At 73.6% G+C, this 20,314-nt stretch carries 20 protein-coding genes and 2 pseudogenes; 11 read left to right on the top strand and 11 right to left on the bottom strand.

Annotated features, from left to right (window positions below; all coding sequences use genetic code 11):
• Positions 1 to 365: 365 nt before the first annotated feature.
• Positions 366 to 1,365, bottom strand: a pseudogene (locus tag BLU82_RS24840) (IS481 family transposase).
• A 338-nt stretch (positions 1,366 to 1,703) separates the two neighbouring features.
• On the opposite strand from BLU82_RS24840, the gene BLU82_RS24835 reads away from it, so the two are divergent.
• Both BLU82_RS24835 and BLU82_RS24830 read left to right on the top strand, forming a co-directional pair.
• Entirely contained in the window at positions 1,704 to 2,117 is a 414-nt protein-coding gene (locus tag BLU82_RS24835; protein WP_092623668.1) for an MmcQ/YjbR family DNA-binding protein, read from the top strand.
• Positions 2,118 to 2,127: 10 nt separating this feature from the next.
• Positions 2,128 to 2,931: an SDR family NAD(P)-dependent oxidoreductase gene (locus BLU82_RS24830; RefSeq protein ID WP_092623667.1), complete on the top strand. Its 804-nt coding sequence runs from the start codon at positions 2,128 to 2,130 to the stop codon at positions 2,929 to 2,931.
• 3 nt (positions 2,932 to 2,934) lie between these two features.
• Here the strand turns inward: BLU82_RS24830 and BLU82_RS24825 are convergent, their stop codons facing one another.
• Both BLU82_RS24825 and BLU82_RS24820 read right to left on the bottom strand, forming a co-directional pair.
• A complete protein-coding gene (locus tag BLU82_RS24825) occupies positions 2,935 to 3,888 on the bottom strand; it encodes a siderophore-interacting protein (RefSeq protein WP_092623666.1) in 954 nt (317 codons plus the stop codon).
• 89 nt (positions 3,889 to 3,977) lie between these two features.
• Positions 3,978 to 4,361: a nuclear transport factor 2 family protein gene (locus tag BLU82_RS24820; RefSeq protein ID WP_092623665.1), complete on the bottom strand. Its 384-nt coding sequence runs from the start codon at positions 4,359 to 4,361 to the stop codon at positions 3,978 to 3,980.
• Positions 4,362 to 4,403: 42 nt separating this feature from the next.
• Between BLU82_RS24820 and BLU82_RS24815 the strand changes: the two genes are divergently transcribed.
• Positions 4,404 to 5,144 (top strand): GNAT family N-acetyltransferase, encoded by a 741-nt coding sequence (locus BLU82_RS24815; protein ID WP_157741250.1) that lies wholly within the window; start codon positions 4,404 to 4,406, stop codon positions 5,142 to 5,144.
• 78 nt (positions 5,145 to 5,222) lie between these two features.
• On the top strand, positions 5,223 to 6,122 hold the full coding sequence (locus tag BLU82_RS24810) for a hypothetical protein (RefSeq protein ID WP_092623663.1): 900 nt from the start codon (positions 5,223 to 5,225) through the stop codon (positions 6,120 to 6,122).
• Positions 6,123 to 6,137: 15 nt separating this feature from the next.
• Here the strand turns inward: BLU82_RS24810 and BLU82_RS24805 are convergent, their stop codons facing one another.
• Genes BLU82_RS24805 through BLU82_RS24785 form a run of 5 tightly spaced genes read right to left on the bottom strand, consistent with a single transcriptional unit; the run spans position 6,138 to position 10,960 of the window.
• Positions 6,138 to 7,049 carry an aldose 1-epimerase family protein gene (locus tag BLU82_RS24805; RefSeq protein ID WP_092623662.1) on the bottom strand — a complete coding sequence of 304 codons (912 nt, stop codon included), beginning with the start codon at positions 7,047 to 7,049 and terminating at the stop codon, positions 6,138 to 6,140.
• Positions 7,046 to 8,152 carry a galactokinase gene (gene galK, locus BLU82_RS24800; RefSeq protein ID WP_172885698.1) on the bottom strand — a complete coding sequence of 369 codons (1,107 nt, stop codon included), beginning with the start codon at positions 8,150 to 8,152 and terminating at the stop codon, positions 7,046 to 7,048. Before galK ends, BLU82_RS24805 begins: the two co-directional genes overlap by 4 nt.
• Positions 8,149 to 9,105 (bottom strand): UDP-glucose 4-epimerase GalE, encoded by a 957-nt coding sequence (gene galE, locus BLU82_RS24795; protein WP_092623661.1) that lies wholly within the window; start codon positions 9,103 to 9,105, stop codon positions 8,149 to 8,151. Before galE ends, galK begins: the two co-directional genes overlap by 4 nt.
• A complete protein-coding gene (gene galT / locus BLU82_RS24790) occupies positions 9,102 to 10,175 on the bottom strand; it encodes a galactose-1-phosphate uridylyltransferase (protein WP_092623660.1) in 1,074 nt (357 codons plus the stop codon). The genes galE and galT overlap by 4 nt, the downstream gene beginning before the upstream one ends.
• Entirely contained in the window at positions 10,172 to 10,960 is a 789-nt protein-coding gene (locus BLU82_RS24785; RefSeq protein WP_092623659.1) for a DeoR/GlpR family DNA-binding transcription regulator, read from the bottom strand. The genes galT and BLU82_RS24785 overlap by 4 nt, the downstream gene beginning before the upstream one ends.
• A gap of 61 nt (positions 10,961 to 11,021) precedes the next feature.
• Here BLU82_RS24785 and BLU82_RS24780 point away from each other — a divergent pair, with 61 nt between their 5' ends.
• The 4 genes from BLU82_RS24780 (at position 11,022) to BLU82_RS36440 (ending at position 13,152) form a co-directional block, all read left to right on the top strand.
• Positions 11,022 to 11,219: a hypothetical protein gene (locus BLU82_RS24780; RefSeq protein ID WP_092623658.1), complete on the top strand. Its 198-nt coding sequence runs from the start codon at positions 11,022 to 11,024 to the stop codon at positions 11,217 to 11,219.
• A gap of 102 nt (positions 11,220 to 11,321) precedes the next feature.
• Complete coding sequence (locus tag BLU82_RS24775) at positions 11,322 to 11,669, top strand: hypothetical protein (RefSeq protein ID WP_157741248.1); 348 nt, start codon at positions 11,322 to 11,324, stop codon at positions 11,667 to 11,669.
• A 42-nt stretch (positions 11,670 to 11,711) separates the two neighbouring features.
• Positions 11,712 to 12,230 (top strand): DUF2087 domain-containing protein, encoded by a 519-nt coding sequence (locus BLU82_RS34435; RefSeq protein WP_157741247.1) that lies wholly within the window; start codon positions 11,712 to 11,714, stop codon positions 12,228 to 12,230.
• Positions 12,231 to 12,291: 61 nt separating this feature from the next.
• Positions 12,292 to 13,152, top strand: coding sequence for an SDR family NAD(P)-dependent oxidoreductase (locus tag BLU82_RS36440; protein ID WP_092623656.1), 861 nt, complete (start codon positions 12,292 to 12,294; stop codon positions 13,150 to 13,152).
• An 81-nt stretch (positions 13,153 to 13,233) separates the two neighbouring features.
• On the opposite strand, the pseudogene BLU82_RS24760 reads toward BLU82_RS36440, so the two are convergent.
• Positions 13,234 to 14,022: pseudogene (locus BLU82_RS24760) on the bottom strand (helix-turn-helix domain-containing protein); the annotation flags it as partial.
• Positions 14,019 to 15,200, bottom strand: coding sequence for an MFS transporter (locus tag BLU82_RS24755; RefSeq protein ID WP_157741246.1), 1,182 nt, complete (start codon positions 15,198 to 15,200; stop codon positions 14,019 to 14,021). The pseudogene BLU82_RS24760 and the gene BLU82_RS24755, both read right to left, overlap by 4 nt.
• Positions 15,201 to 15,259: 59 nt before the next feature.
• Here BLU82_RS24755 and BLU82_RS24750 point away from each other — a divergent pair, with 59 nt between their 5' ends.
• Complete coding sequence (locus BLU82_RS24750; protein WP_092623654.1) at positions 15,260 to 16,207, top strand: helix-turn-helix transcriptional regulator; 948 nt, start codon at positions 15,260 to 15,262, stop codon at positions 16,205 to 16,207.
• On the opposite strand, the gene pgm is transcribed toward BLU82_RS24750, so the two are convergent.
• Positions 16,208 to 17,857: a phosphoglucomutase (alpha-D-glucose-1,6-bisphosphate-dependent) gene (gene pgm, locus BLU82_RS24745; RefSeq protein WP_092623653.1), complete on the bottom strand. Its 1,650-nt coding sequence runs from the start codon at positions 17,855 to 17,857 to the stop codon at positions 16,208 to 16,210.
• A gap of 74 nt (positions 17,858 to 17,931) precedes the next feature.
• Between pgm and BLU82_RS24740 the strand changes: the two genes are divergently transcribed.
• On the top strand, positions 17,932 to 19,251 hold the full coding sequence (locus BLU82_RS24740; protein ID WP_092623652.1) for a hemolysin family protein: 1,320 nt from the start codon (positions 17,932 to 17,934) through the stop codon (positions 19,249 to 19,251).
• A gap of 48 nt (positions 19,252 to 19,299) precedes the next feature.
• Positions 19,300 to 20,310 (top strand): tryptophan--tRNA ligase, encoded by a 1,011-nt coding sequence (gene trpS, locus BLU82_RS24735; RefSeq protein ID WP_092623651.1) that lies wholly within the window; start codon positions 19,300 to 19,302, stop codon positions 20,308 to 20,310.
• Positions 20,311 to 20,314: the final 4 nt, after the last annotated feature.

Below are 20,314 nucleotides of genomic sequence, written 5' to 3'. Positions count from 1 at the left end.
CCTGTGGCTGCGGTGCGTGTCCGGCCGGCGGTGGCTGGCGTGTGCCGATGGGCGGATGCGGTGGGCGTTCGGCGTGGGTGCAGTGGCCGTTCGGCGGGGTGCGGAGCGTGCTCGGCTGATGGCGGGCTCTTGCTGCCCTTCGCCGCGCCGTAGTAGGTATGACCCGCCCCTCTAGGGAGGGTGCCCACCCTACGGGCGGGCACTGACACTCTCGCCGCTGCCGATCGACTGGCATCCTCGGCCCGGCGCCGTGTCGCTGCCGAGCGGCGGATGCGGTGGGCGTTCGGCGTGGGTGCAGTGCGTGCGCGGTCAGCGGCGGGCTCTTGCGGCCGTTCGCCGCGCCGTCGTAGGTATGACCCGCCCCTCTAGGTGTGATGTCCAGGGAGGTTGGTCAGCCGGGTGATCGGTGGCTGGCCTCCGATGGCGGAGTGGGGGCGGTGGTGATTATAGAAGTGCAGCCAGCCGGGCAGGGCTGTGTTGCGCTGGTCGGTTGACTCGTAGAGGCGTGCGTAGGCCCAGCCGTCGGCCAGGGTGCGGTGGAATCTCTCGATTTTGCCGTTGGTCTGCGGCCGGTAGGGCCGGGTCCGTTTGTGGACGATGCCGAGGTCGGTGCAGGCGTCGCGCCAGGCGTGGGAGCGGTAGCAGCTGCCGTTGTCGGACAGCACCCGTTCAACGGTGATGTCGTGGTCGGCGAACCAGGCCACCGCGCGGTGCAGCACGCCGATCGCGGTGGTGGCTTTCTCGTCGGTGCAGATCTCGGCGTAGGCGACGCGGGAGTGGTCGTCGACGACGGTGTGCACGAACGCGGTGCCGGTGCGAGGGTCGTGGCGGTGGTTGCGCTGCCCGGTCCTGTTCGCCGTGGCTTCTCGGTTCTTGTCGCCTTGCTGGCGTCCGAGGAAGCGGTGCCCGCCGCCGTCGGGGATGTTGGGCGAACTTGGTCACATCGACGTGGATCATCGAGCCCGGGTGCGGGTGTTCGTAGCGGCGCAACGGTTCAGCGCTGACCCGGTCGATACGGGCGAGCCGGTTGATCCGGCACCGCACCAGCACCGCGTGCACGGTCGACGCGGGCATCCCGAGCCGGCCAGCGATCTGGACCGGACCAAGCCGATGCCGCCACCGCAGCCGCACGATCCGCCGCACCACCTCCGGCGTGGTCCTGGTCGGGCTCGAGTGCGGCCGCGAGCTACGATCGGCCATCCCCGCGGCACCTTCGCTGCGGTAGCGGTCGGCCCACTTCTTCGCGGTGCGCGCAGCGACCATGAACATCTTGGCCGCGGCGACGTAGGTCCAGCCACGATCGACGACCAGCCGAGCCAGCCGCAGACGGGCACGCGGGGTCAGAGCAGCGTTAGCGTGGGACACGAGGGCCTCCGGTCGATGAAGCGGTGAACTAGACAGCTCCACTTCACAACCGGAGGCCTTCACCTGTCAGCCAGGCTCACCAACACCGAGCGGCACAACCTCCCCGGACATCACATCTAGGGAGGGTGCCCACCCTACGGGCGGGCACTGACACACTCTCGCTGCTGCCGATCGACCAGCACCGCCGGCCCGGCGCCCTCCCGCAGCCGCCTGGCTTCGTCTGGCTGGCACGTCCCGCCGCGCGGCCTCGTCTGGCTTGCACCGTCGCGCCGCCGTCGCGCCGCCGTCCCGCCGCCGCGCCCGAAGTGGGTGTCGGAGGCGGCGGCTAGCCTCGCTGCATGATCCAGCACGACGACGACGTGCCCGAAGAGTTCGTCGAGGCGTTGCGCGACATCTGCATGGGTCTGCCCGACGCCTACGAGGAGCAGGCGTGGGTGGGTACGCGGTGGCGGGTGCGCGGGCGCACGTTCGCGCACGTGCTCACCGTCGTGCCCGACACCGATGCGGCATACGCCCGGGTGGTCGGCGCCGACCAGGAGGTGACGGTGCTCACGTTCCGTGCGGCGGAGGAAGAGCTGGACGCGCTGGTGGCGGGCGGCCCGCCGTTCTTCAAGGCCCGCTGGGGCCGCGACGTCGTCGTGTTGGCGCTGGTCGACGACGTCGACTGGACCGAAGTCGCGGAGCTGATGACGGAGAGCTACTGCCTCCTGGCGCCGAAGAAACTGGTGGCGCTGGTCCGCCGTCCCTCGTGAGGATGGGCGGATGAACGAGATCACGCCGCACGTCGCCATCGTCACCGGAGCCAACGCCGGCATCGGCGCCGCCACCGCCGTCGCCCTCGGCAAGCGCGGCATGGACGTGCTCGTGGCGTTCTTCCGGCCGGGCCACGCCGAGGGACAGGAAGAGGCGTACAACCGGGCCCGCGCCGCCGACGCCACCGAGGTCGTCGCCGCCGTCGAGGCCGCGGGCGCCCGCGCGCACACCGTCGAGGCCGACCTCACCGACCCTGCCGCGCCGCGACGGCTGTTCGACGAGGCCGAGCGGCACCTCGGGCCGGTCGACGTCCTCGTCAACAACGCCAGCGGGTGGGTCCAGGACACTTTCGCGCCCGCCGCGACCGACCGGTTCGGCCGGCCGATGACCCAGGTCACCGAGCAGACGTTCCGGCAGCAGTTCGGCGTCGACGCCATGGCACCGGCGCTGCTGATCGCCGAGTTCGCCCGCCGCCACGTCGCCCGCGGCGGCACCTGGGGACGCATCGTCGGGCTGACGTCGGGCGGCCAGCACGGCTTCCCCGACGAGGTGTCGTACGGCGCGGCCAAGGCAGCGCAGGAGAACTACACCATGTCCGCGTCGGTCGAGCTGGCGGCGTACGGCGTCACCGCCAACATCGTCTACCCGCCGGTCACCGACACCGGCTGGGTCACCGAAGACGTCCGCGCCGCCGTCGAGTCCAGCCGCGAGCACACCCACGTCGCCACCCCCGAGGAGGTGGCCGAGGTCATCGCCTGGGTCGTCTCCGACGAGGCCAAGCTGCTCACCGGCAGCGTGGTGCGGCTGCGCTGAGGGTCAGCTCTCCGAGCGGCCGGTGCGCCAGTAGCCCATGAACGACACGGCGCCCTTGTCGATGCCGCGCTCGCGCACCAGGTGCCGGCGGATCGTCTTGACGGCGCCGGCCTCGCCCGCGATCCACGCGTAGGCGCTGCTGCCGGCCGCCGCGGCGACCTCCCACAGCACCTCGAGGTCGATGTCGACGGTGTCGACGGCGCTCGCGTCCAGCGCGGCGGCCCGGGCGCCCCGGCCGAACTCGGCCGCACACACCGCGTCGACCAGCAGCTCGCCGTTGGCCGCGACGGTGCCGTCGGGGCGGCGGCGGGACAGCCAGGTGATCTCGGCCTGGTCGGGCGCCAGCAGCGGCAGCACGTCGCCGGCGTCGGGGACCTCCAGGAACACCTGCACGCGCGCGCCGGGATCGAGCGTGCCCCTCAGCCGCTCGAGGATGCCGCACACCGCGGGGACCGCCGTCTCGTCGCCGGCGATCAGCACGTCGCTGACGTCGACCGGCGGGCTCCACTCGTGGCCCTGGCAGTCGGCGCCGTAGAGCCGGTTGGGGCCGATCAGCGCGACCTCCTGGCCGATGACGGCGCGGGCGGCCCAGGCCGAGGCCGGGCCGGCGTCGCCGTGCAGGGCGAAGTCGACGTCGACCTCGCGCTGTGCCGGGCGGACGGCGCGGATCGTGTACGTGCGCAGCGCGCCGCGGACCTCAGGGTCCATGGCCCGGTAGCGCGCGAACCAGTCGCCGTCACCGGCGTCCGGCAGGGCCCGGCCGGCCTTCGGCAGGTAGAGCTTGATGCGCTGGTCGGGGCCGTCGTGACCGAACTCGTCGAGGTCGCCGCCGGTGAAGGTGATGCGCAGGAAGCACGGCGTGAGCTGCTGGACGCGCGCGACGGTCACCCGGAACGGGCGCCAGGACGGCACGTCTGCGGCGCGCCGGACGGCACGCTCGGTGGTCGCGATGGTCATCGAGTCCCCGTGTGAAGGTTGCTTCGCCTTACTTAGGGGAGGCTAACCGATGGATTTCTTGATCGCACCTCCGGGGCCGCAACTCGGCGTCAGCCGCGTGCTCCGGCCGGGTTCGGGTCGTCGCCCGGGTAGGTGCCGTGGCCCTCGCGCACGCGGTCGCCGTCGAAGATCAGCACCTCGTTGACCAGCACGTCGTTCTGATTCCGGTAGGTGATGACGAGCGCCGAGACGCCCGCGTAGACCGCCTCGACGGCGAACCGCAGGTCGGGGATCTGCCGCAGCCCTTCGGTCCAGTAGCGGCGCAGCTCGTTCTTGCCGCGCAGGACCCCGCCGGTCTCGGGCAGCACCCGCGCCGCCACCGGCGACGTGAACACCACGTCGTCGTGGAAGTGCCGCAGCACCGCTTCGACGTCGTGGGCGTTCCAGGCGGCCAGCCAGTCGCGGGCGAAGGCGTGCGGTTCGGGAGTCGTCATGCCCGCGATCCTCTCACTCGACAGCGTCGTTACCCTGATTCGGTGCTGACCTCCGCGCTCGTCGAGCTGCCCGATCACGCCGCGCTGGTGGCGGCGAGTGGGGGACACCCCGTCGTGCGCTGGGACCACCACCAGGGCGGGTTCGAGCGCGCCTGGTCGCTGGGCGGCGCCGTCGGCTGGACGGTGCGGGGGCGGCGCGGACTCGCGTTGGTCGCCGTCGGCCCCGAGCCCGAGGCCGGGCGGCTGGCGACGGCGGCGCTGGAGGTGGCGCCGGTGCCGCGCCTCGTGGTCCCGGCCGGTGCGCTGCCGTACGTGGCGGCGCCGCTCGGGGCGGGCGACGACTGGGACTGGTTCTGGACGACGTCCGCGCCTGCGCCGCGGCCGGGTGAGCAGGCGGTGCGCCCGCTCGGTCCTGCCGACGACGCCGACCTCGCCGAGCTGCTGCGGGTGTCGTCGCCGCGGACGTCGGCGCAGCCGGGCGACCCGAACGTGCGCACGTGGTTCGGGCTGCGCGACGCGTCGGGCACGTTGGTGGCGTGCGCCGCCGAACGCGACCAGCGTCCCGGTGTCTGGCACCTGCAGGCGATCGCCACCCACCCATCCCACCGCGGCCGTGGCTACGGCGCCGACGTCACCGCCGCCGTCACGCGCGCCGCTCTGGCCGCCGGCGCGCAGGCCGTCACGCTCGGCATGTACGCCGACAACGACGTCGCCCGCCGCCTCTACGAGCGCCTCGGCTTCCGCGTCGGCCAGGCGTTCGCCACCCGCGCCGTCGGCCACTGACTCCTGTCGGCGACTGGCCATCGAACGGCCACGTGCGCCCCGCCCGGCGTTCGCCCGGCGACCCTAGCTTGTGGGTCCATGAGGACCCGTGCACTGCTGACCACGCTCTGCACCGTCGCCGCCGTGGCGGCCGCCGCGCCCGCCGTGGCAGCCGTCCCGTCCGCCGCCGCGGCCGCCGGCGCCGGAGCGCTGGACCGGGAGCTGCCGCCGTCCGCGGGGGTGCCGAAGCCGCTCGTCGTCGACACCGAACCGGCCACCGTGACGTACTCGCGGCAGGCGCGGTCGCAGTGGCGGCTGACGGAGTTCGACCGGGCCACGAACTCGATCGTCGCCACGCATCTGCCGAGCCGGATCACGCTCGCAGTCGACTACGACGGCCCGGCCGACGACCGGCACGCCGCCGGTGTCGCGCCCGACACCGGGTGCGGCCCGATGGAGGGCGAGTTCTGGGGCTCGGTGACGCCGCTGTTCTACCCGATCCTGGACCCGGCGGCGCACGTCATCGAGGACGTCGTGGTGGAACTGGATGGTCCCGAGCTGCGCGTGCGCATGGCGGGCGGCGCCTACGACCTGGTCGCGCCGGGCGCCGGCGACGAGCCGCTGTTCATGGACGCGACGTTCACAGTGGAGGGCCGCCAGCGGCTGCGCGCGCGGACCAGCGGCCTGCACTACGTCCTGCCGTCGAAGGACCCGGCGACGACCGTCGAGCTGACGCTGGCCGACGGCTCGCGGGTGCGCCGCACGTTCACGATGGCGACCCCGACCGGCCGGGAGTACGTCGACGACGTGCGCCGTGTCGACGTGTCGGACGGCCGCTACGGCGACTTCTCCTGGACGACGGATCTCGAGCGGCTGCAGTTCGACCTCAACAGCGGCCCGCTGCTCGACGTGTTCGAGATCGACGCCGACCACACGCTGAAGGACCGCGGCCAGCGCGTCGTGACGAACGAGTTCACCTTCGCGCCGGTCTGCCGCTGAGCGGAAGGCACCCCCTCAGAGCGCAGCGATGGTCCAGGTGGTCGCGTGCGTCTGGCCCGGCTCGAGCACCACGAGGTCGGTGCCGGAGTTGAACGCGTCGGGCGGGCAGGTCATCGGCTCGACGGCCAGGCCGATGCGGTGGCCGGCCTCGCCGGGGCGGTCGGCGGTGTGGATCTGCACCCACGGGCACTCGGCCACGTTCCACGAGCACACCACGCCGCGGCCGTCGTCGGCACGGACGACCGCGCGCGTGACGCCGTCGGCGCCGGGCGCCAGCGCGGTGAAGGCGTGGTCGATGAAGATGTCGCCCAGCCGCCGCGGCGTGCGGAAGTCGAACCCGGCCGAGTCGACCGGCTCGACGCCCGCCGGGAGCAGGCGGTCGGGGGTGACCGCGAGGTACTCGGCGGCGGGCAACTCGAGCGACCAGTCGTCGACGCGGCCGGCGCCGGCGACGAGGTAGGGGTGCGGGCCGGTGCCGTAGGGCGCCGGGCCGGCGCCGGTGTTGGTGGCGGCGACGGTCCAGTGCAGGCCGGCGTCGTCGAGGGCGTAGCGCACCCGGAGGTCGAGCGGGTGCGGATAACCGGTGAACGGGACCAGCTGGTGGGTCAGCTCCACCGTGTCGGCGCTCTGCGCGGCGACCTGCCAGCGGGCCCATGCGACCAGCCCGTGCAGCGCGTTGCCGCGGTCGGGCTCGGTGAGCGGCAGCTGTCGTTCGTCGCCCTGGAAGGTGTAGGCGCCGCCGGCGACGCGGTTGGGCCACGGCTGCAGCACCGCGCCGCGGAAGTTGGGCCGGATCTCGTCGGCCCCGAACGGCACGACCAGCGCGTGGTCGTGGTGGCGCAGCTCGCGCAGGGTGGCGCCGACCTCGGTGACGACGGCGGTGTAGGCGCCGTGCGCCAGCTCGATCTGGAAACCGCTGGGGTTCACTGGTGCTCCTCGATGCCGGCGCCCGCGGCCGGGCGGACGGTGAAGACGGACGGTGCCGGGTAGCCCCGCAGGTCGAACGTGGCCCGGACGGCGTCGCCGACGCGCGCCTCGTCGGCCGTGGCGGCCAGCGCGATGACCGAGCCGCCGAAGCCGCCGCCGGTCATCCTGGCACCCAGCGCGCCGGCGCCGAGCGCCGCCTCGACCGCGGCGTCGACCTCGGGCACGGTGATCTCGTAGTCGTCGCGCATGGAGGCGTGCGAGGCGGTGAGCAGCGGCCCGATGTCGCCGGCCCGGCCGTCGCGCAGCAGCGCGACGGTGTCGAGGACCCGCGCGTTCTCGGTGAGCACGTGCCGCACCCGCCGCACCATGACGTCGTCGTCGAGCTGAGCCAGGACGTCGTCGACCGGGTCGTCCTGCACCTCGCGCAGTGTCTCGACGCCCAGCAGCTTCGCGGCCGCCTCGCAGCTGGCCCGGCGCGCGCCGTAGCCGCCGTCGACGTGCTCGTGGTGCACCCGGGTGTCGAAGACGACCAGGCTCAGCCCGGCGGCGGCGAGGTCGCACGGCACCGGCTCGGCCGTCATGGCCCGCGCGTCGAACAGGATGACGTGGCCGTCCTGTCCGTACAGCGACGCCATCTGGTCCATGGCCCCGGTGGGCGCGCCGACGTAGTGGTTCTCGGCCCGCTGCACCAGCAGCGCCAGCGTGGTGCGGTCGAGGCCCAGCCCATGGAGGTCGTTCAGGGTGACGGCGACGGCGCATTCGAGTGCGTGCGACGACGACAGCCCGGCGCCGGCCGGAACGGTGCTGTCGACGTGGACGTCGGCGCCCGGGACGTCGTGGCCGGCATCGCGCAGCGCCCAGAACACGCCGGCCACGTACGCGGCCCAGCCGGTGACGTCGCCGGGGGAGCTGTCGACGGCGAACCGGGCCGGCTCGGTGCCCGGCGCGGTGGAGGTCGCCACGACCTGGCCGTCGGTGCGCGTGCGCACCCGCGCCGTCGTGCGGGCCGGGATGGCCAGCGGCAGCGCGAAGCCGCCGTTGTAGTCGGTGTGCTCGCCGATGAGGTTGACGCGGCCGGGCGCGGAGCCCGTGCGCTCGCTCACCGCTGCAGGAACGTCCACGCGTCCTCCACGATCTGCTCGAGGCCGTGCCGCGGCCGCCAGCCGAGGTCGGCGGCGATGCGTTCGGCCGACGCGACCAGCACCGGCGGATCGCCGGCGCGCCGTTCTCTGTCGGTGGTGGGCACGGGGTGCCCGGTGACCCGCCGCACGGCCTCGACGACCTCGCGGACGGAGTACCCGGTGCCGGAGCCCAGGTTGTAGACGCGGTGCTGCCCGGCCGCGTCGTCGGCGCCGGTCCAGTCGAGCGCCAGCAGGTGCGCCCGGCCGAGGTCCTCGACGTGCAGGTAGTCGCGGATGGCGGTGCCGTCGGGCGTGGGGTAGTCGGTGCCGAACACGTCGACGGCGGCGCGGCGGCCGGCCGGGACCATGAGCACGTTGGGGATGAGGTGCGTCTCGGGGTCGTGCCGCTCGCCGTGCCGGCCCAGCGCTCCGCCGACGTTGAAGTAACGCAGGCTGACGGCGGCCAGCCCGTACGCCCGTGCCGCGCCGGCCAGCGCGTGGTCGACGGCGAGCTTGCTCTGGCCGTACGGGTTGATCGGCACGGCCGGGGTGTCTTCGGTGATGGGGCTGACCGCGGGCTGGCCGTAGGTGGCCGCCGTCGACGAGAACACCAGCCGCCGCACGCCGGCCGCCCGCATGGCGTCGAGCAGCCGCAGCGAGCCGACGAGGTTGTTCCACCAGTACAGCTCGGGCTCGGCGACCGACTGGCCGACCAGCGACCGGGCCGCGAAGTGCAGGACGGCGTCGAAGCTGGAATCGACGACCTCGGCGGCGTCGTCGATGCTCGCGCGCACGAACCGGGCGCCGTCGGGCACGCCGTCCTCGTGGCTGGTGAGCAGGTTGTCGAGCACCACCACCTCGTGGCCGGCCGCGACGAGCTGCGCGCCCACCACCGATCCGATGTAGCCGGCGCCGCCGGTGACCAGCAGTTTCACCGGACCTCCCGGAGTCGGGCCGCGACGTCCTCGGGCAGCACGTCGGTGATGAACGCGCCCATGCCCGACTCGGACCCGGCCAGGTACTTCAGTTTGTCGGCCGCCCGCTTGACCGAGAACACCTGCAGGTGCAGGTAGGCGAGGTCGTGGCCGGTCCGCACCGGCGCCTGGTGCCAGGCGGCGATGTAGGGCAGCGGCGCGTCGTAGAGGGCGTCGAACCGGCGCAGGACGTCGAGGTAGAGCGTGACGAACTCGTCGCGCTCGTGGTCGTCGAGGTCGCCGATGCCGGCCAGCCGGCGGTGGGGGTACAGGTGCACCTCGACCGGCCAGCGCGCCGCGGCCGGCACGAACGCCGTCCACCGCTGCGTCTGCCCGACGACGCGGGTGCCCGCCGCCCGCTCTTCGGCGAGCACGTCGGCGAACAGGTTGCGGCCGGTGCGCTGCTGGTGTTCGCGGGCGGACTGCAGCATGCGCGCGGTGCGCGGAGTGACGTACGGGTAGGCGTAGATCTGGCCGTGCGGGTGCGACAGCGTGACGCCGATCTCCTGGCCGCGGTTCTCGAAGCAGAACACCTGCTCGACGCCGGGGACGGCGGACAGCTCGGCGCTGCGGTCGGCCCAGGCCTCGACCACCAGCCGCGCGTGCTCGGGCTCGAGCGTGGCGAACGAGGCGTTGTGGTCGCTGCTGAACACCAGGACCTCGCAGCGGCCGGTGCCGGGCCGGACCGGGACCAGTTCGGTGCCGGTCTCGGTGGTGGTGGCGTGCGTCGACAGGCTGGGGAAGCGGTTCTCGAACGCGACGATGTCGTAGCTGCTGCTGGGGACCTCGGTCGGCCGCTCCGGCGTGGACGCGCACAGCGGGCAGAGGTCCTTCGGCGGCAGGAACGTGCGGGTCTGCCGGTGCCCGGCCATGGCCACCCACTCGGCCAGGACGGGGTCGTAGCGCAGCTGCGACGTGGTGCTGACCGGCGGGAGGTCGCGCGGATCGTCGAGCCGGTGCGTCGCGTCGTCGCGCCGGTCGAAGTAGATGATCTCGCGGCCGTCGGCCAGCCGCGCCGTGGTGCGTTTCATGACGGTCCGATCGTGGAAGGAGCGAGGATCAGCTCGCCGACCCGGTCGGCGATGGCGTCGCGGGCGTCGGCGGGCAGGCCGTCGTCGGTGACCAGCACGTCGGCGCCGTCGAGTGGGGCGATGGTGCTGATGCCGACCGTGCCCCACTTCGTGTGGTCGGCGACGACGATCAGCCGCCGGCCGGCCGCGACCAGCGCGCGGTCGGTGTCGGCCTCGAGCAGGTTCGGCGTGGTGAAGCCCGCGTGCGGGTCGATGCCGTGCACCCCCAGGAACACGACGTCGAGGTGCAGCTGGAGCAGCGACGACACCGCCACCGGCCCGACCAGCGCGTCGGACGGCGTACGCACCCCGCCGGTCAGCACGACGTCGAGGCCGGTGCGGTCGTCGTCGTGCAGTTCGTCGGCGATGCGGATGGAGTTGGTGACGACGGTGAGCCGCGGGACGGCGCGCAGCTGCCGGGCCAGCGTCCAGGTGGTGGTGCCGGCAGACAGCCCGACCGCCGACCCCGGCTCGACCAGCCGGGCGGCGGCCCGCGCGATGGCCTCCTTCTCGGCCTGCTGGCGCAGCTGCTTGGTGCGGAACCCGGGCTCGTCGGTGCTGGGCGAGCGTCTCGACGTGGCGCCGCCGTGCACCTTGTCGAGCGCACCCCGGGCCACCAGCGCGTCGAGGTCGCGGCGGATGGTCATCTCGGAGACGCCGAACCGGACCGCCAGCTCGCCGACCGTGGCAGCACCGCGCAGCTGGACGTCGTCCAGGATGAGCGCCTGCCGTTCGGCCGCCAGCATGTGCGTGCCCTTCTGTGCGAACGTGTTCGATCGTGTGTTTTCACGATAGCACGCCGGCGTCGTGGTCGGCGGTTCGCTCGCCGTCGCCGCCGCGCTCCAGGTGGCGTCGTGGACGTCCGCGCCCACCGGCTGGGACGGCGTCGACGAACCCGCACCGACCGCTGTTCCCGACCAGCCGATGCCGTCGGACTTTCAGATGTCGCCGGAGTGTCGGGACGAGTACGAGGCGGCCATGCGCGAGGCCGAGGCGCGACCCTGACCGCCGTCCTGTGCGAGCTGGGGCCGCCCCGCGACCCGGATGAGCGGCCGACCATCGTCTCGACGCCGCCGAGCGACTAGTCCGGCGCTGTACTCTGTGCCGATGCATCGCGGGCGGGCGATCCTGGGCGTCGTGGTCGGCGGTTCGCTCGCCATCGCCGCCGCGCTCCAGGTGGCGTCGTGGACGTCCGAGCCGACCGGCTGGAGCGACTACCGGCCCGACCCGCCGCCACAGACCCCGACGCCGCGGGCGGTGCCCGCCGACGCCACGGTCTCGCCCGAGTGCGTGGAGCGGATCGAGGCGGCCATGCGCGAGGCGGAGGAGACCGGCGCGACGCCCTACCTCTACGCCTGCGCCGAGGAAGCGGCGACGGAGCCCTGCGTGCCCGAGACCGTCCTGCTGGAGCGGTCCGGCCGGCCGCCGGAGTACGTGCAGTCGCTCTGCGAGTAAATCCAGGTGCGGCGGACGCCGCCGCGCGCCTACCGTGCGCCCATGACCACCGAACTGCTCAGCGCGCTCGGCGACCCGAAGCGCGTGGCGGTCCTCGGCGCGCTCTGCGCCGCGCCGGGCGCGCACACCGTCGCCGGCATCGGGGCGCGGGCCGGGTTGTCCGAGCGGGACGTGCAGCGGGCGCTGGCGGTGCTCGGCGGGGCCGGGCTGGTCCGCCGCGACGACGCGGGGCTGAGCGCCGACCTCGGGCCGATCCGGGCGGCGGCCGCCGAGGGGGCGTCGTCCACTCCGGTGGGTCGGGTGGCGGCGGACTTCCCGCGGCTGGACGGCTGCCTGAAGAACGGCCGCGTCGCCACCATCCCGGCCGACGACGGGCTCAAGGCCGAGCTGGGCCGCCTGATCATGGCCGCGCTGCCGCGCCGCGACGCGTACACCGAGCGCGAGCTGACCACACAGCTGAGCGCCCTCGGCGACGAGCCGGTGGCGCTGCGCCGGCTGCTGGTCGACCTGCGCCTGGTCGAGCGGGCCGCCGACGGGTCGCGGTACTGGCCCGCCCCGTGACCTGACGGGTGGTACTCCCGGTACCTGGGAGCCCAGGGCCGGGCCGGCGCAGCCTGGACGCATGACACTCGCGGTGATCACCGGGGCGAACTCCGGCATCGGGCAGCAGATCGCGATCGGCCTGGCCGGCCGCGGCCTGGACGTGGTCCTCGTCGCGCGCGACCGCGGCCGGCTGGAGGCGGCCCGGCGGCACATCGCCGGGCTGGCGCCGGGCGTCGACGTGCGCGTGGAGGCGGTCGATCTCGCGGACCTGGACGAGACCGGGGCCCTGGCCGGCCGGCTGGCCGCGCGGGACCCGTCGATCGTGGTGAGCAACGCCGCGGTCATCGCCCCGCTCGACGATCGCACGCCGGCCGGCCTGCACCGCTCGCTGGCGACGAACCATCTCGCGCCGTACCTGCTGCTGCGCACCCTCGCGGAACGGCCGAGCCCGCGGCCGCGCCGGTTCGTCGTCGTCGGGGGCTCGCCGAGCGGACTGCGCCGCGTCCCCGTCGACCTCGACGACCTCAACGCCGAGACCGGACGGGGCCTGGGCTGGCCGCCGAGCGTCCGCCCGTTCGCCGCCTACGGGCGCACCAAGAACATGAACGCGATGTTCGTGTACGGCCTCGCGCGGCGGCTCTACGGCACCGCCACAACGGTCAACGGTGCGCATCCGGGCATCATCAGCGGGGGCCGGCTGAACCGTCACGACCGCGGAGCACTACGGGTGTTCGGCTCGGTGCTGGGCCGGTTCGCGCCGGGCACCGAGACGGGCGCCGACACCCCGCTCTGGCTGGCGACCGCCCCCGAGGTCGACGGCGTGTCCGGACGGTTCTACGTCAGGCGCCGGGTCGTGCCGACGGCCGCGCACACCACCGACCCGGACCGCGTCGAGCGGCTCTGGCACGAGAGCGCCCGGCTCGTCGGGCTCAGGCCCTGAGCGGTTGTCGGCGCCCGGCCGTAGGGTTGGAGGCCCACCCGGCCGGGAGGGGTCCGCCGCGCCCGCGCGCAGCCGGTCCAGCCGGGCGGCGTCCTCGCTGCCCGGCGCCGCGGAGTACACGACGATGCGCAGGTCGCCCTCGAGCGCGGAGAACACGTCGCAGTCGAGCGTCACCGGCCCGACCACCGGGTGGTCGACGGTCTTGTGCCCGGCCACCCGCGGCGGCAGCGCGAAGTCGTCCCACCAGGCCGCGAAGTCCGGGCTGATCGCACGCAGCTCCGCCACCAGCGCCGCGAGCCCCGCGTCGTCCGGATAGGTCGCGACCGCACGGCGCAGATCGGCCGTCAGCTCCCGGCCGAGCCGCTCGTGCTCGCCGGCCGTGTGCCGCACCGGGCTCGGGCGTCCAGCGAAATGGTGCCGGACGAGGTTCGTCTCGCCGCCCGCGGCGTCGCCGATCAGGGCGACCCACGGCGGGTTGGCACGGACGAGATCCCAGCTCGCGGTGAAGACGGCGGCGGGCGTGTCGTGCAGCCGGTCCAGGACCCGCGCGGTGCCCGGCCCGACGCGTCGCGGCACCAGCCCGGTGGACGGCGGCGGCCGCACGCCGGCGAGCTGGAAGAGGGTGTCGCGTTCCGCGACGCTCAGCCGGAGCTCACGGGCCAGCGCGCCCAGCACCTGCGGCGACGGGTTCCGGGCGCGGCCCTGCTCGAGCTGGACGATGTAGTCGACGGAGATGCCGGCCAGCACGGCCAACTCCTCGCGCCGCAGGCCGGGCAGCCGCCGCGGACCGGCGTCGGGCAGTCCGGCCGCGGCCGGCGTGACCCGCCGCCGCCAGGACCGCAGCGCCTGGGCGAGCTGCGCATCGGTCACGCCACCAGGCTAACGGGGGCCATGACCCGGGCCAGCGGAGGCGACAGCGCCACCGACACCAGCAGCGACGCGGCCGCGCACGCCGTCATCGCCGGGCCGGCCGCAGTGAGGTCGGCCAGCGCGCCGGCGAGGATCGCCACCACGCCGAATGTCGTCATCCGCAGCGCGGACTCCAGGCCGAGCACCTGGCCGCGCAGCTCCTCCGGCGTCAGGTCCACCAGCACCTCCTGCTGGGCCAGCGACGCCGCATAGCCGCTGCTGCCGACCGCGACCAGCACGCAGAGCACCACGATCGGCAGGTCGAACGCGAAGCCCAGGAACGGCACGGCGAGGACGAACCGGAGCACCCGGCCCGCGATCCGGCGTCCGCCGGGGCTGAGCAGCCGGCCGACGACCAGATCGCCGGCCATCATGCCGGCCGCGCCCGCCGCCAGCAGCCAGCCCGCCTGTGCCCCCGCGTACGGGACGAAGAGCGCCTCGCAGCCGACGATCAGGCCGTTCGGGACCGTCAGCGCCAGCAGCAGCGGCCCGGTCCGGGCCTGCGCGAGCAGCCGGCGGTTGCCGCGCCAGGTCTCGGCGAGACCGGTGCGGGCCAGCCGGCGCGGCGGACGATCGCGCAGGCCGAACCGGATGACCGGGACGGCGACGGCGGCGCAGCCGGTCGCGATCCACAGGACGGCCGGCGGGCTGACGACCTGCAGCAGGACGCCTGCGACGCCGAAGCCGGCGATCTGCATCGCGCCGACCGACAGGTTCATCGCGGACCGGCCGAGGACGAACTGGTCCGTGCGCACCACCTCGCCGAGCAGCCCCCAGCGCACTCCGGCCCCGATCGAGAGGCCGTAGGCCACCGCGAAGGCGAGCACCAGCCGCTGACCGGCGGAGAGGTCGAGCGCGGCCTGCAGCCCGGCCGCGACCGCCGTGAGGACGGAGAGCAGCGTCAGCAGCCGCCGCGGCCGGGCGGTGTCGGCCGCGGACATCAGCGTCGACACCCCCAGCACCTGGGCGAGCGACGGCCCGAACATGATCATCGCCGCCAGCAGCGCCGAACCGGTCGCCTCGTCGACCAGGATCGCCAGCGTCAAGCTGGTCATCGTCGACGACGCGTTGCCTAACGCGCTGCCGAACCACAGGTTGCGGAACTCGCGGTTGGCGAAGATCGCCCGGTAGGTGGCCATGCCGAGCAGCATCGACGCCCGCTCGGCCGCCGCCTACAGTTTCGGGTGGAGGCGAAACGTTGTCCGAGTTCCTGGTCGATGCCGACACCCTCGCGAACGCCCGGTTCGGCACGTCGCAGCTCACCGAGACGGTGTCGGCGCTGCGGCTGCTGCACGGGCGGGCAGAGCCGTGGTTCCGGCCGTGGAAGGACGCGCACGGCCCGGCCTACCAGGCGGCGTTGGCGGCGCACCCGGTGTGGGCGGCGATCGTCGACAGCGCGTTCGGGCGCAGCTGGCTGGCCGACTTCTTCACCGTCCCGCCGTCGGCGCCCGACCTCGAGCTGCGCGACGAGCTGGAGCCGTTGCTCGCCCTGTCCGACGACCGCATCCGCGCCGACCTCGGCTTCGTGCGCACGCCGCTGCCTCCGGTGCTGGTCGAGACGCGCGGGCTGGCGGCCGCGGCGGCGGACCTGCTGCGCTGGATCTGGACCACGACGGTCGAGCCGGAGTGGCCGCGGCGGGTCAGGCTGCTGCAGGCCGACATCGTGTCGCGGACGTCGCGGCTCAGCGAGCACGGGTGGTCCGGGGTGCTCCGCGGGCTGGGGCCGGACGTGCGGTGGCTCGGCGACGGCCGGATCCAGATCAACCGCTGGGACTACCCGGTGACCGACGTGCGCGGCTGCGACCTGCTGTTCATCGCCACCCACAGCCAGCGGGTGCACGTCAGCTGGCTGCCGCCGAAGCGCTACGCCATCGTGTACCCCGTCACCGGCATCTTCGCGGCCACCGCGACCGCGGACGAGCCGCTGGTGCGCCTGCTCGGCCGCAACCGCGCCCGCGTCCTGACCGCGGCCGCCGAGCCCGTCAGCACCACGTCGCTGGTCGCGACGACCGGGCTGTCCTTGGCGACGATCTCCGGCCACCTGCGCGTGCTCACCGACGCCGGGCTGCTGGAGCGCCGCCGGTCCGGCCGGTCGGTGCTGTACTGGCAGTCCGGCACCGGCCGCCGCGTCGCGGAAGGGCGCTGACTATCCGAGCACATTGTCGACGACGGCGCGCGCCTCGGCCTGGATGCGGGCCAGGTGGTCCGGGCCCTGGAAGCTCTCGGCGTAGATCTTGTAGACGTCCTCGGTACCGGACGGCCGCGCGGCGAACCAGCCGGACGCCGTCGTGACCTTGAGGCCGCCGATCGGGGCGTCGTTGCCCGGCGCCCGGGTGAGCTTCGCGGTGATCGGCTCGCCGGCCAGCTCGGTCGCCGTCACCTGGTCCGGCGAGAGCGCGCCGAGCGCCTTCTTCTGCTCCCGGGTGGCGGGCGCGTCGACCCGCGCGTAGACGGGGTCGCCGAACTCCGACGTCAGCCGGCGGTAGTGCTCGCTCGGCGACGAGCCCGTCACCGCGATGATCTCCGCGGCCAGCAGGCAGGCGATGATGCCGTCCTTGTCGGTGGTCCAGACCCGGCCGTCGCGGCGCAGGAACGACGCGCCCGCGGACTCCTCGCCGCCGAAGCCGACGGAGGAGTCGACCAGCCCGGGCACGAACCACTTGAACCCGACCGGCACCTCCAGCAGCGGACGGCCCAGCGACGCCGCGACGCGGTCGATCATCGACGAGCTGACCAGGGTCTTCCCGACGGCGGCGGCCGACGGCCAGTCGGCGCGGTGGCGGTAGAGGTAGTCGATGGCGACGGCGAGGTAGTGGTTGGGGTTCATCAGCCCGCCGTCGGGCGTGACGATGCCGTGGCGGTCGCCGTCGGCGTCGTTGCCGGTGGCGACGGCGAACTCGGCACCCTCGGACAGCCGCGTGATCAGTGACGCCATGGCGTACGGCGACGAGCAGTCCATGCGGATCTTGCCGTCCCAGTCCAGCGTCATGAACCGCCACGTCGGGTCGACCAGCGGGTTGACGACGGTGAGGTCGAGGCCGTACCGCTCGGCGATGGCCGCCCAGTAGTCGACCGACGCGCCGCCCAGCGGGTCGGCGCCGACGCGCACCCCCGCCTCCCTGATCGCGGAGATGTCGACCACCGACGGCAGGTCGTCGACGTAGGCGCCGAGGAAGTCGTACGTCGACGTCGTGTCGGCGGCCCGCGCCGACGCGAGGTGCATGCGCCGCACACCGTGCAGTCCGTGCTCGAGGTAACGGTTGGCGGCGTCCTGGACGGCGCCGGTGATCTCGGACCCGGCCGGGCCGCCGTCCGGCGGGTTGTACTTGAAGCCGCCGTCCCAGGGCGGGTTGTGCGACGGGGTGACGACGACGCCGTCGGCGCGGCGCCGTCCCGGCACGGAGTTGTACGTGAGGATCGCGTGCGAGACCGCGGGCGTCGGCGTGTACCGCTCGTCGCCGTCGACCAGCAGCGTCACCTCGTTGGCGGCGAACACCTCGACCGCCGTGGCCCACGCCGGCTCGGACAGCGCGTGGGTGTCCTTGCCGAGGAACAGCGGGCCGTCGATGCCGTTCGCGGCCCGGTAGTCGCAGATCGCCTGCGCCGTGGCGGCGATGTGGTCGTCGTTGAACGCCGCGGCCAGTGACGAGCCGCGGTGCCCGGAGGTGCCGAACGCGACCCGCTGCCCGGCGTCGGCGGGGTCGGGATGCGTGGAGTAGTACGCCCTGACCAACTGGGGTACGTCGACGAGGTCCTCGGGGGCGGCGGGCTGTCCTGCTCGCGGGTGGTTCGTCACCGTGCCACCCTAGCCCCGGACCAGCTCTAGGATTCAGGCGTGAGCGATCGACATATCTCGGCGAGGCCGGTCTCGTGAACCAGGGCACTCTGCTCAATCTCGGCCTCGTCCTCGTCTTCATCCTCATCGGCGGGGTCTTCGCGGCGACGGAGCTCGCGCTCGTGTCGCTGCGGGAGAGCCAGCTCGCCCAGCTGGCCCAGCAGGGCCGTCGCGGCGAGAAGGTCGCGACACTGGCCCGCAACCCCAACCGGTTCCTGTCCGCGGTGCAGATCGGCGTCACCCTCGCGGGCTTCTTCTCCGCGGCGTACGGCGCGTCGACGCTCGCGCCCGACCTCGCCCCCGTCCTGACGGACTGGGGGCTGCCCGGCGGCGCTGCCGACACCGTCGCGTTCATCGTCCTGACGTTGTTCATCGCCTACCTGTCGCTGGTGCTCGGCGAGCTGGTGCCCAAGCGCATCGCGCTGCAGCGCTCGGCCGGCGTCGCGCTCGCCGTCGCGCCGCCGCTGGACCGGTTCGCGACGCTGATGCGCCCGGTCATCTGGTTCCTGTCCAAGTCGACCGACCTCGTCGTGCGGGTGCTGGGCGGTGATCCCTCGGCGCAGCGCGAGGAGATCAGCGACGAGGAGCTGCGCGACCTCGTCTCCGGTCACGAGGGCCTCAGCGAGGAGGAGCGGCGCATCGTCGGCGACGTCCTCGACGTCGGCGACCGCCAGGTCCGCGAGGTCATGCGCCCGCGCACCGAGGTCGACTTCCTCGACGCCGACATGCCGGTGTTCAAGGCGGTGAAGCTGGCCTCGACGATGCCGCACTCGCGCTACCCGGTGGTCGGCGCGTCCACCGACGACGTCGTCGGGTTCGTGCACGTGCGCGACCTGTTCGACCCGCAGATGTCCGGGCGCAGCATCCGGGTCGGCGAGCTGGTCCGCGACGTGCTCGTGCTGCCCGGCACCAAGCGCGTGCTGCCGGCCATGACGGAGATGCGCCGCGACGGCTCCCACCTCGCCGTCGTCGTCGACGAGTACGGCGGCACCGCCGGCATCGTCACGCTGGAGGACCTGGTCGAGGAGCTGGTCGGCGAGATCCGCGACGAGTACGACACCGACGAACTGCCGGTGGCGGCCGCGGCCGGCGGCGTCGTCGACGTCGACGGCATGCTGAACCTCGGCGACTTCGCCGAGCGCACCGGCGTCGAGCTGCCCGACGGACCGTACGAGACCGTGGCCGGCTTCGTGGTCGCACGCCTCGGCCGGCTGCCCGCCCCCGGCGACGTCGTCGAGTACGACGGCGTGCGCATCGAGGTGCTCTCGCTGGACGGACGGCGCGCCTCGCGGCTGCGCGTCCACCCGCGCCCCGAGCCGCCGTCCGCCGAGCTCGTCCCGCCGGTCGACGGCTGAACGGCGCACCGGCGTGTCCCGCGGCGCGGTGACTGACAGAATGACGTCATGACCAACAGTCGCCGCCCGCGTGTGCTCTCCGGCATGCAGCCGACCAACGCGTCGCTGCACCTGGGCAACTATCTCGGGGCGCTGCGGCAGTGGGTGGCCCTGCAGGACGACCACGACGCCTTCTACTGCGTCGTCGACCTGCACGCCATCACGGCCGGGCACGACCCCGCCCAGCTGCGCGAGCGCACCCGCGTCACCGCGGCCCAGTACCTCGCCGGCGGTGTCGACCCTGACCGCAGCACCCTGTTCGTGCAGAGCCACGTGCCCGAGCACGCCCAGCTCGCCTGGGTGCTCAGCTGCATCACCGGCTTCGGCGAGGCCAGCCGGATGACCCAGTTCAAGGACAAGTCCGCCCGCGCCGGCGCCGAGAGCACCACCGTCGGCCTGTTCACCTACCCGATCCTGCAGGCCGCCGACATCCTGCTCTACAGCGCCGACCAGGTCCCGGTCGGCGAGGACCAGCGCCAGCACATCGAGCTGACCCGCGACCTCGGCGGCCGCTTCAACACCCGGTTCGGCGACACCTTCGTGCTGCCCAAGGCCTACATTCCCGAGGCGACGGCGAAGATCTACGACCTGCAGGAACCCACGGCGAAGATGAGCAAGAGCATCGCCGGGTCGGGGCTGATCGAGCTGCTCGACGCCCCCAAGACCATCGAGAAGCGCATCAAGAGCGCGGTCACCGACACCGGACGCGAGATCGTGGCCGATGCGCAGAACAAGCCCGGCGTCACCAATCTGATCACTATCCTGTCTGCGTTCAGCGGTCGCTCGGTCGCTCAGATCGAGCAGGACTTCGCCGGGCGGGGGTACGGCGACCTGAAGAAGGAGGTGGCGGCGGCGGTGCTCGACGTCGTCGTTCCGTTCCAGCAGCGGGTCCAGGAGCTTCTCGACGATCCCGCCCAGCTGGACGCCGTCCTCGCCCGAGGTGCGCAGAAGGCCCGCGAGGTGGCCGCGCCGATGCTCGCCACGGTGTACGAGCGCGTCGGGTTCGTCGCCGCGCGGTGACCTC

This window comes from Jiangella sp. DSM 45060 (genome assembly GCF_900105175.1).
Taxonomy (GTDB): Bacteria; Actinomycetota; Actinomycetes; order Jiangellales; family Jiangellaceae; genus Jiangella.
The sequence above is the reverse complement of the archived record's forward strand: the minus strand, read 5'-3'. Positions and strand labels throughout refer to the sequence as shown.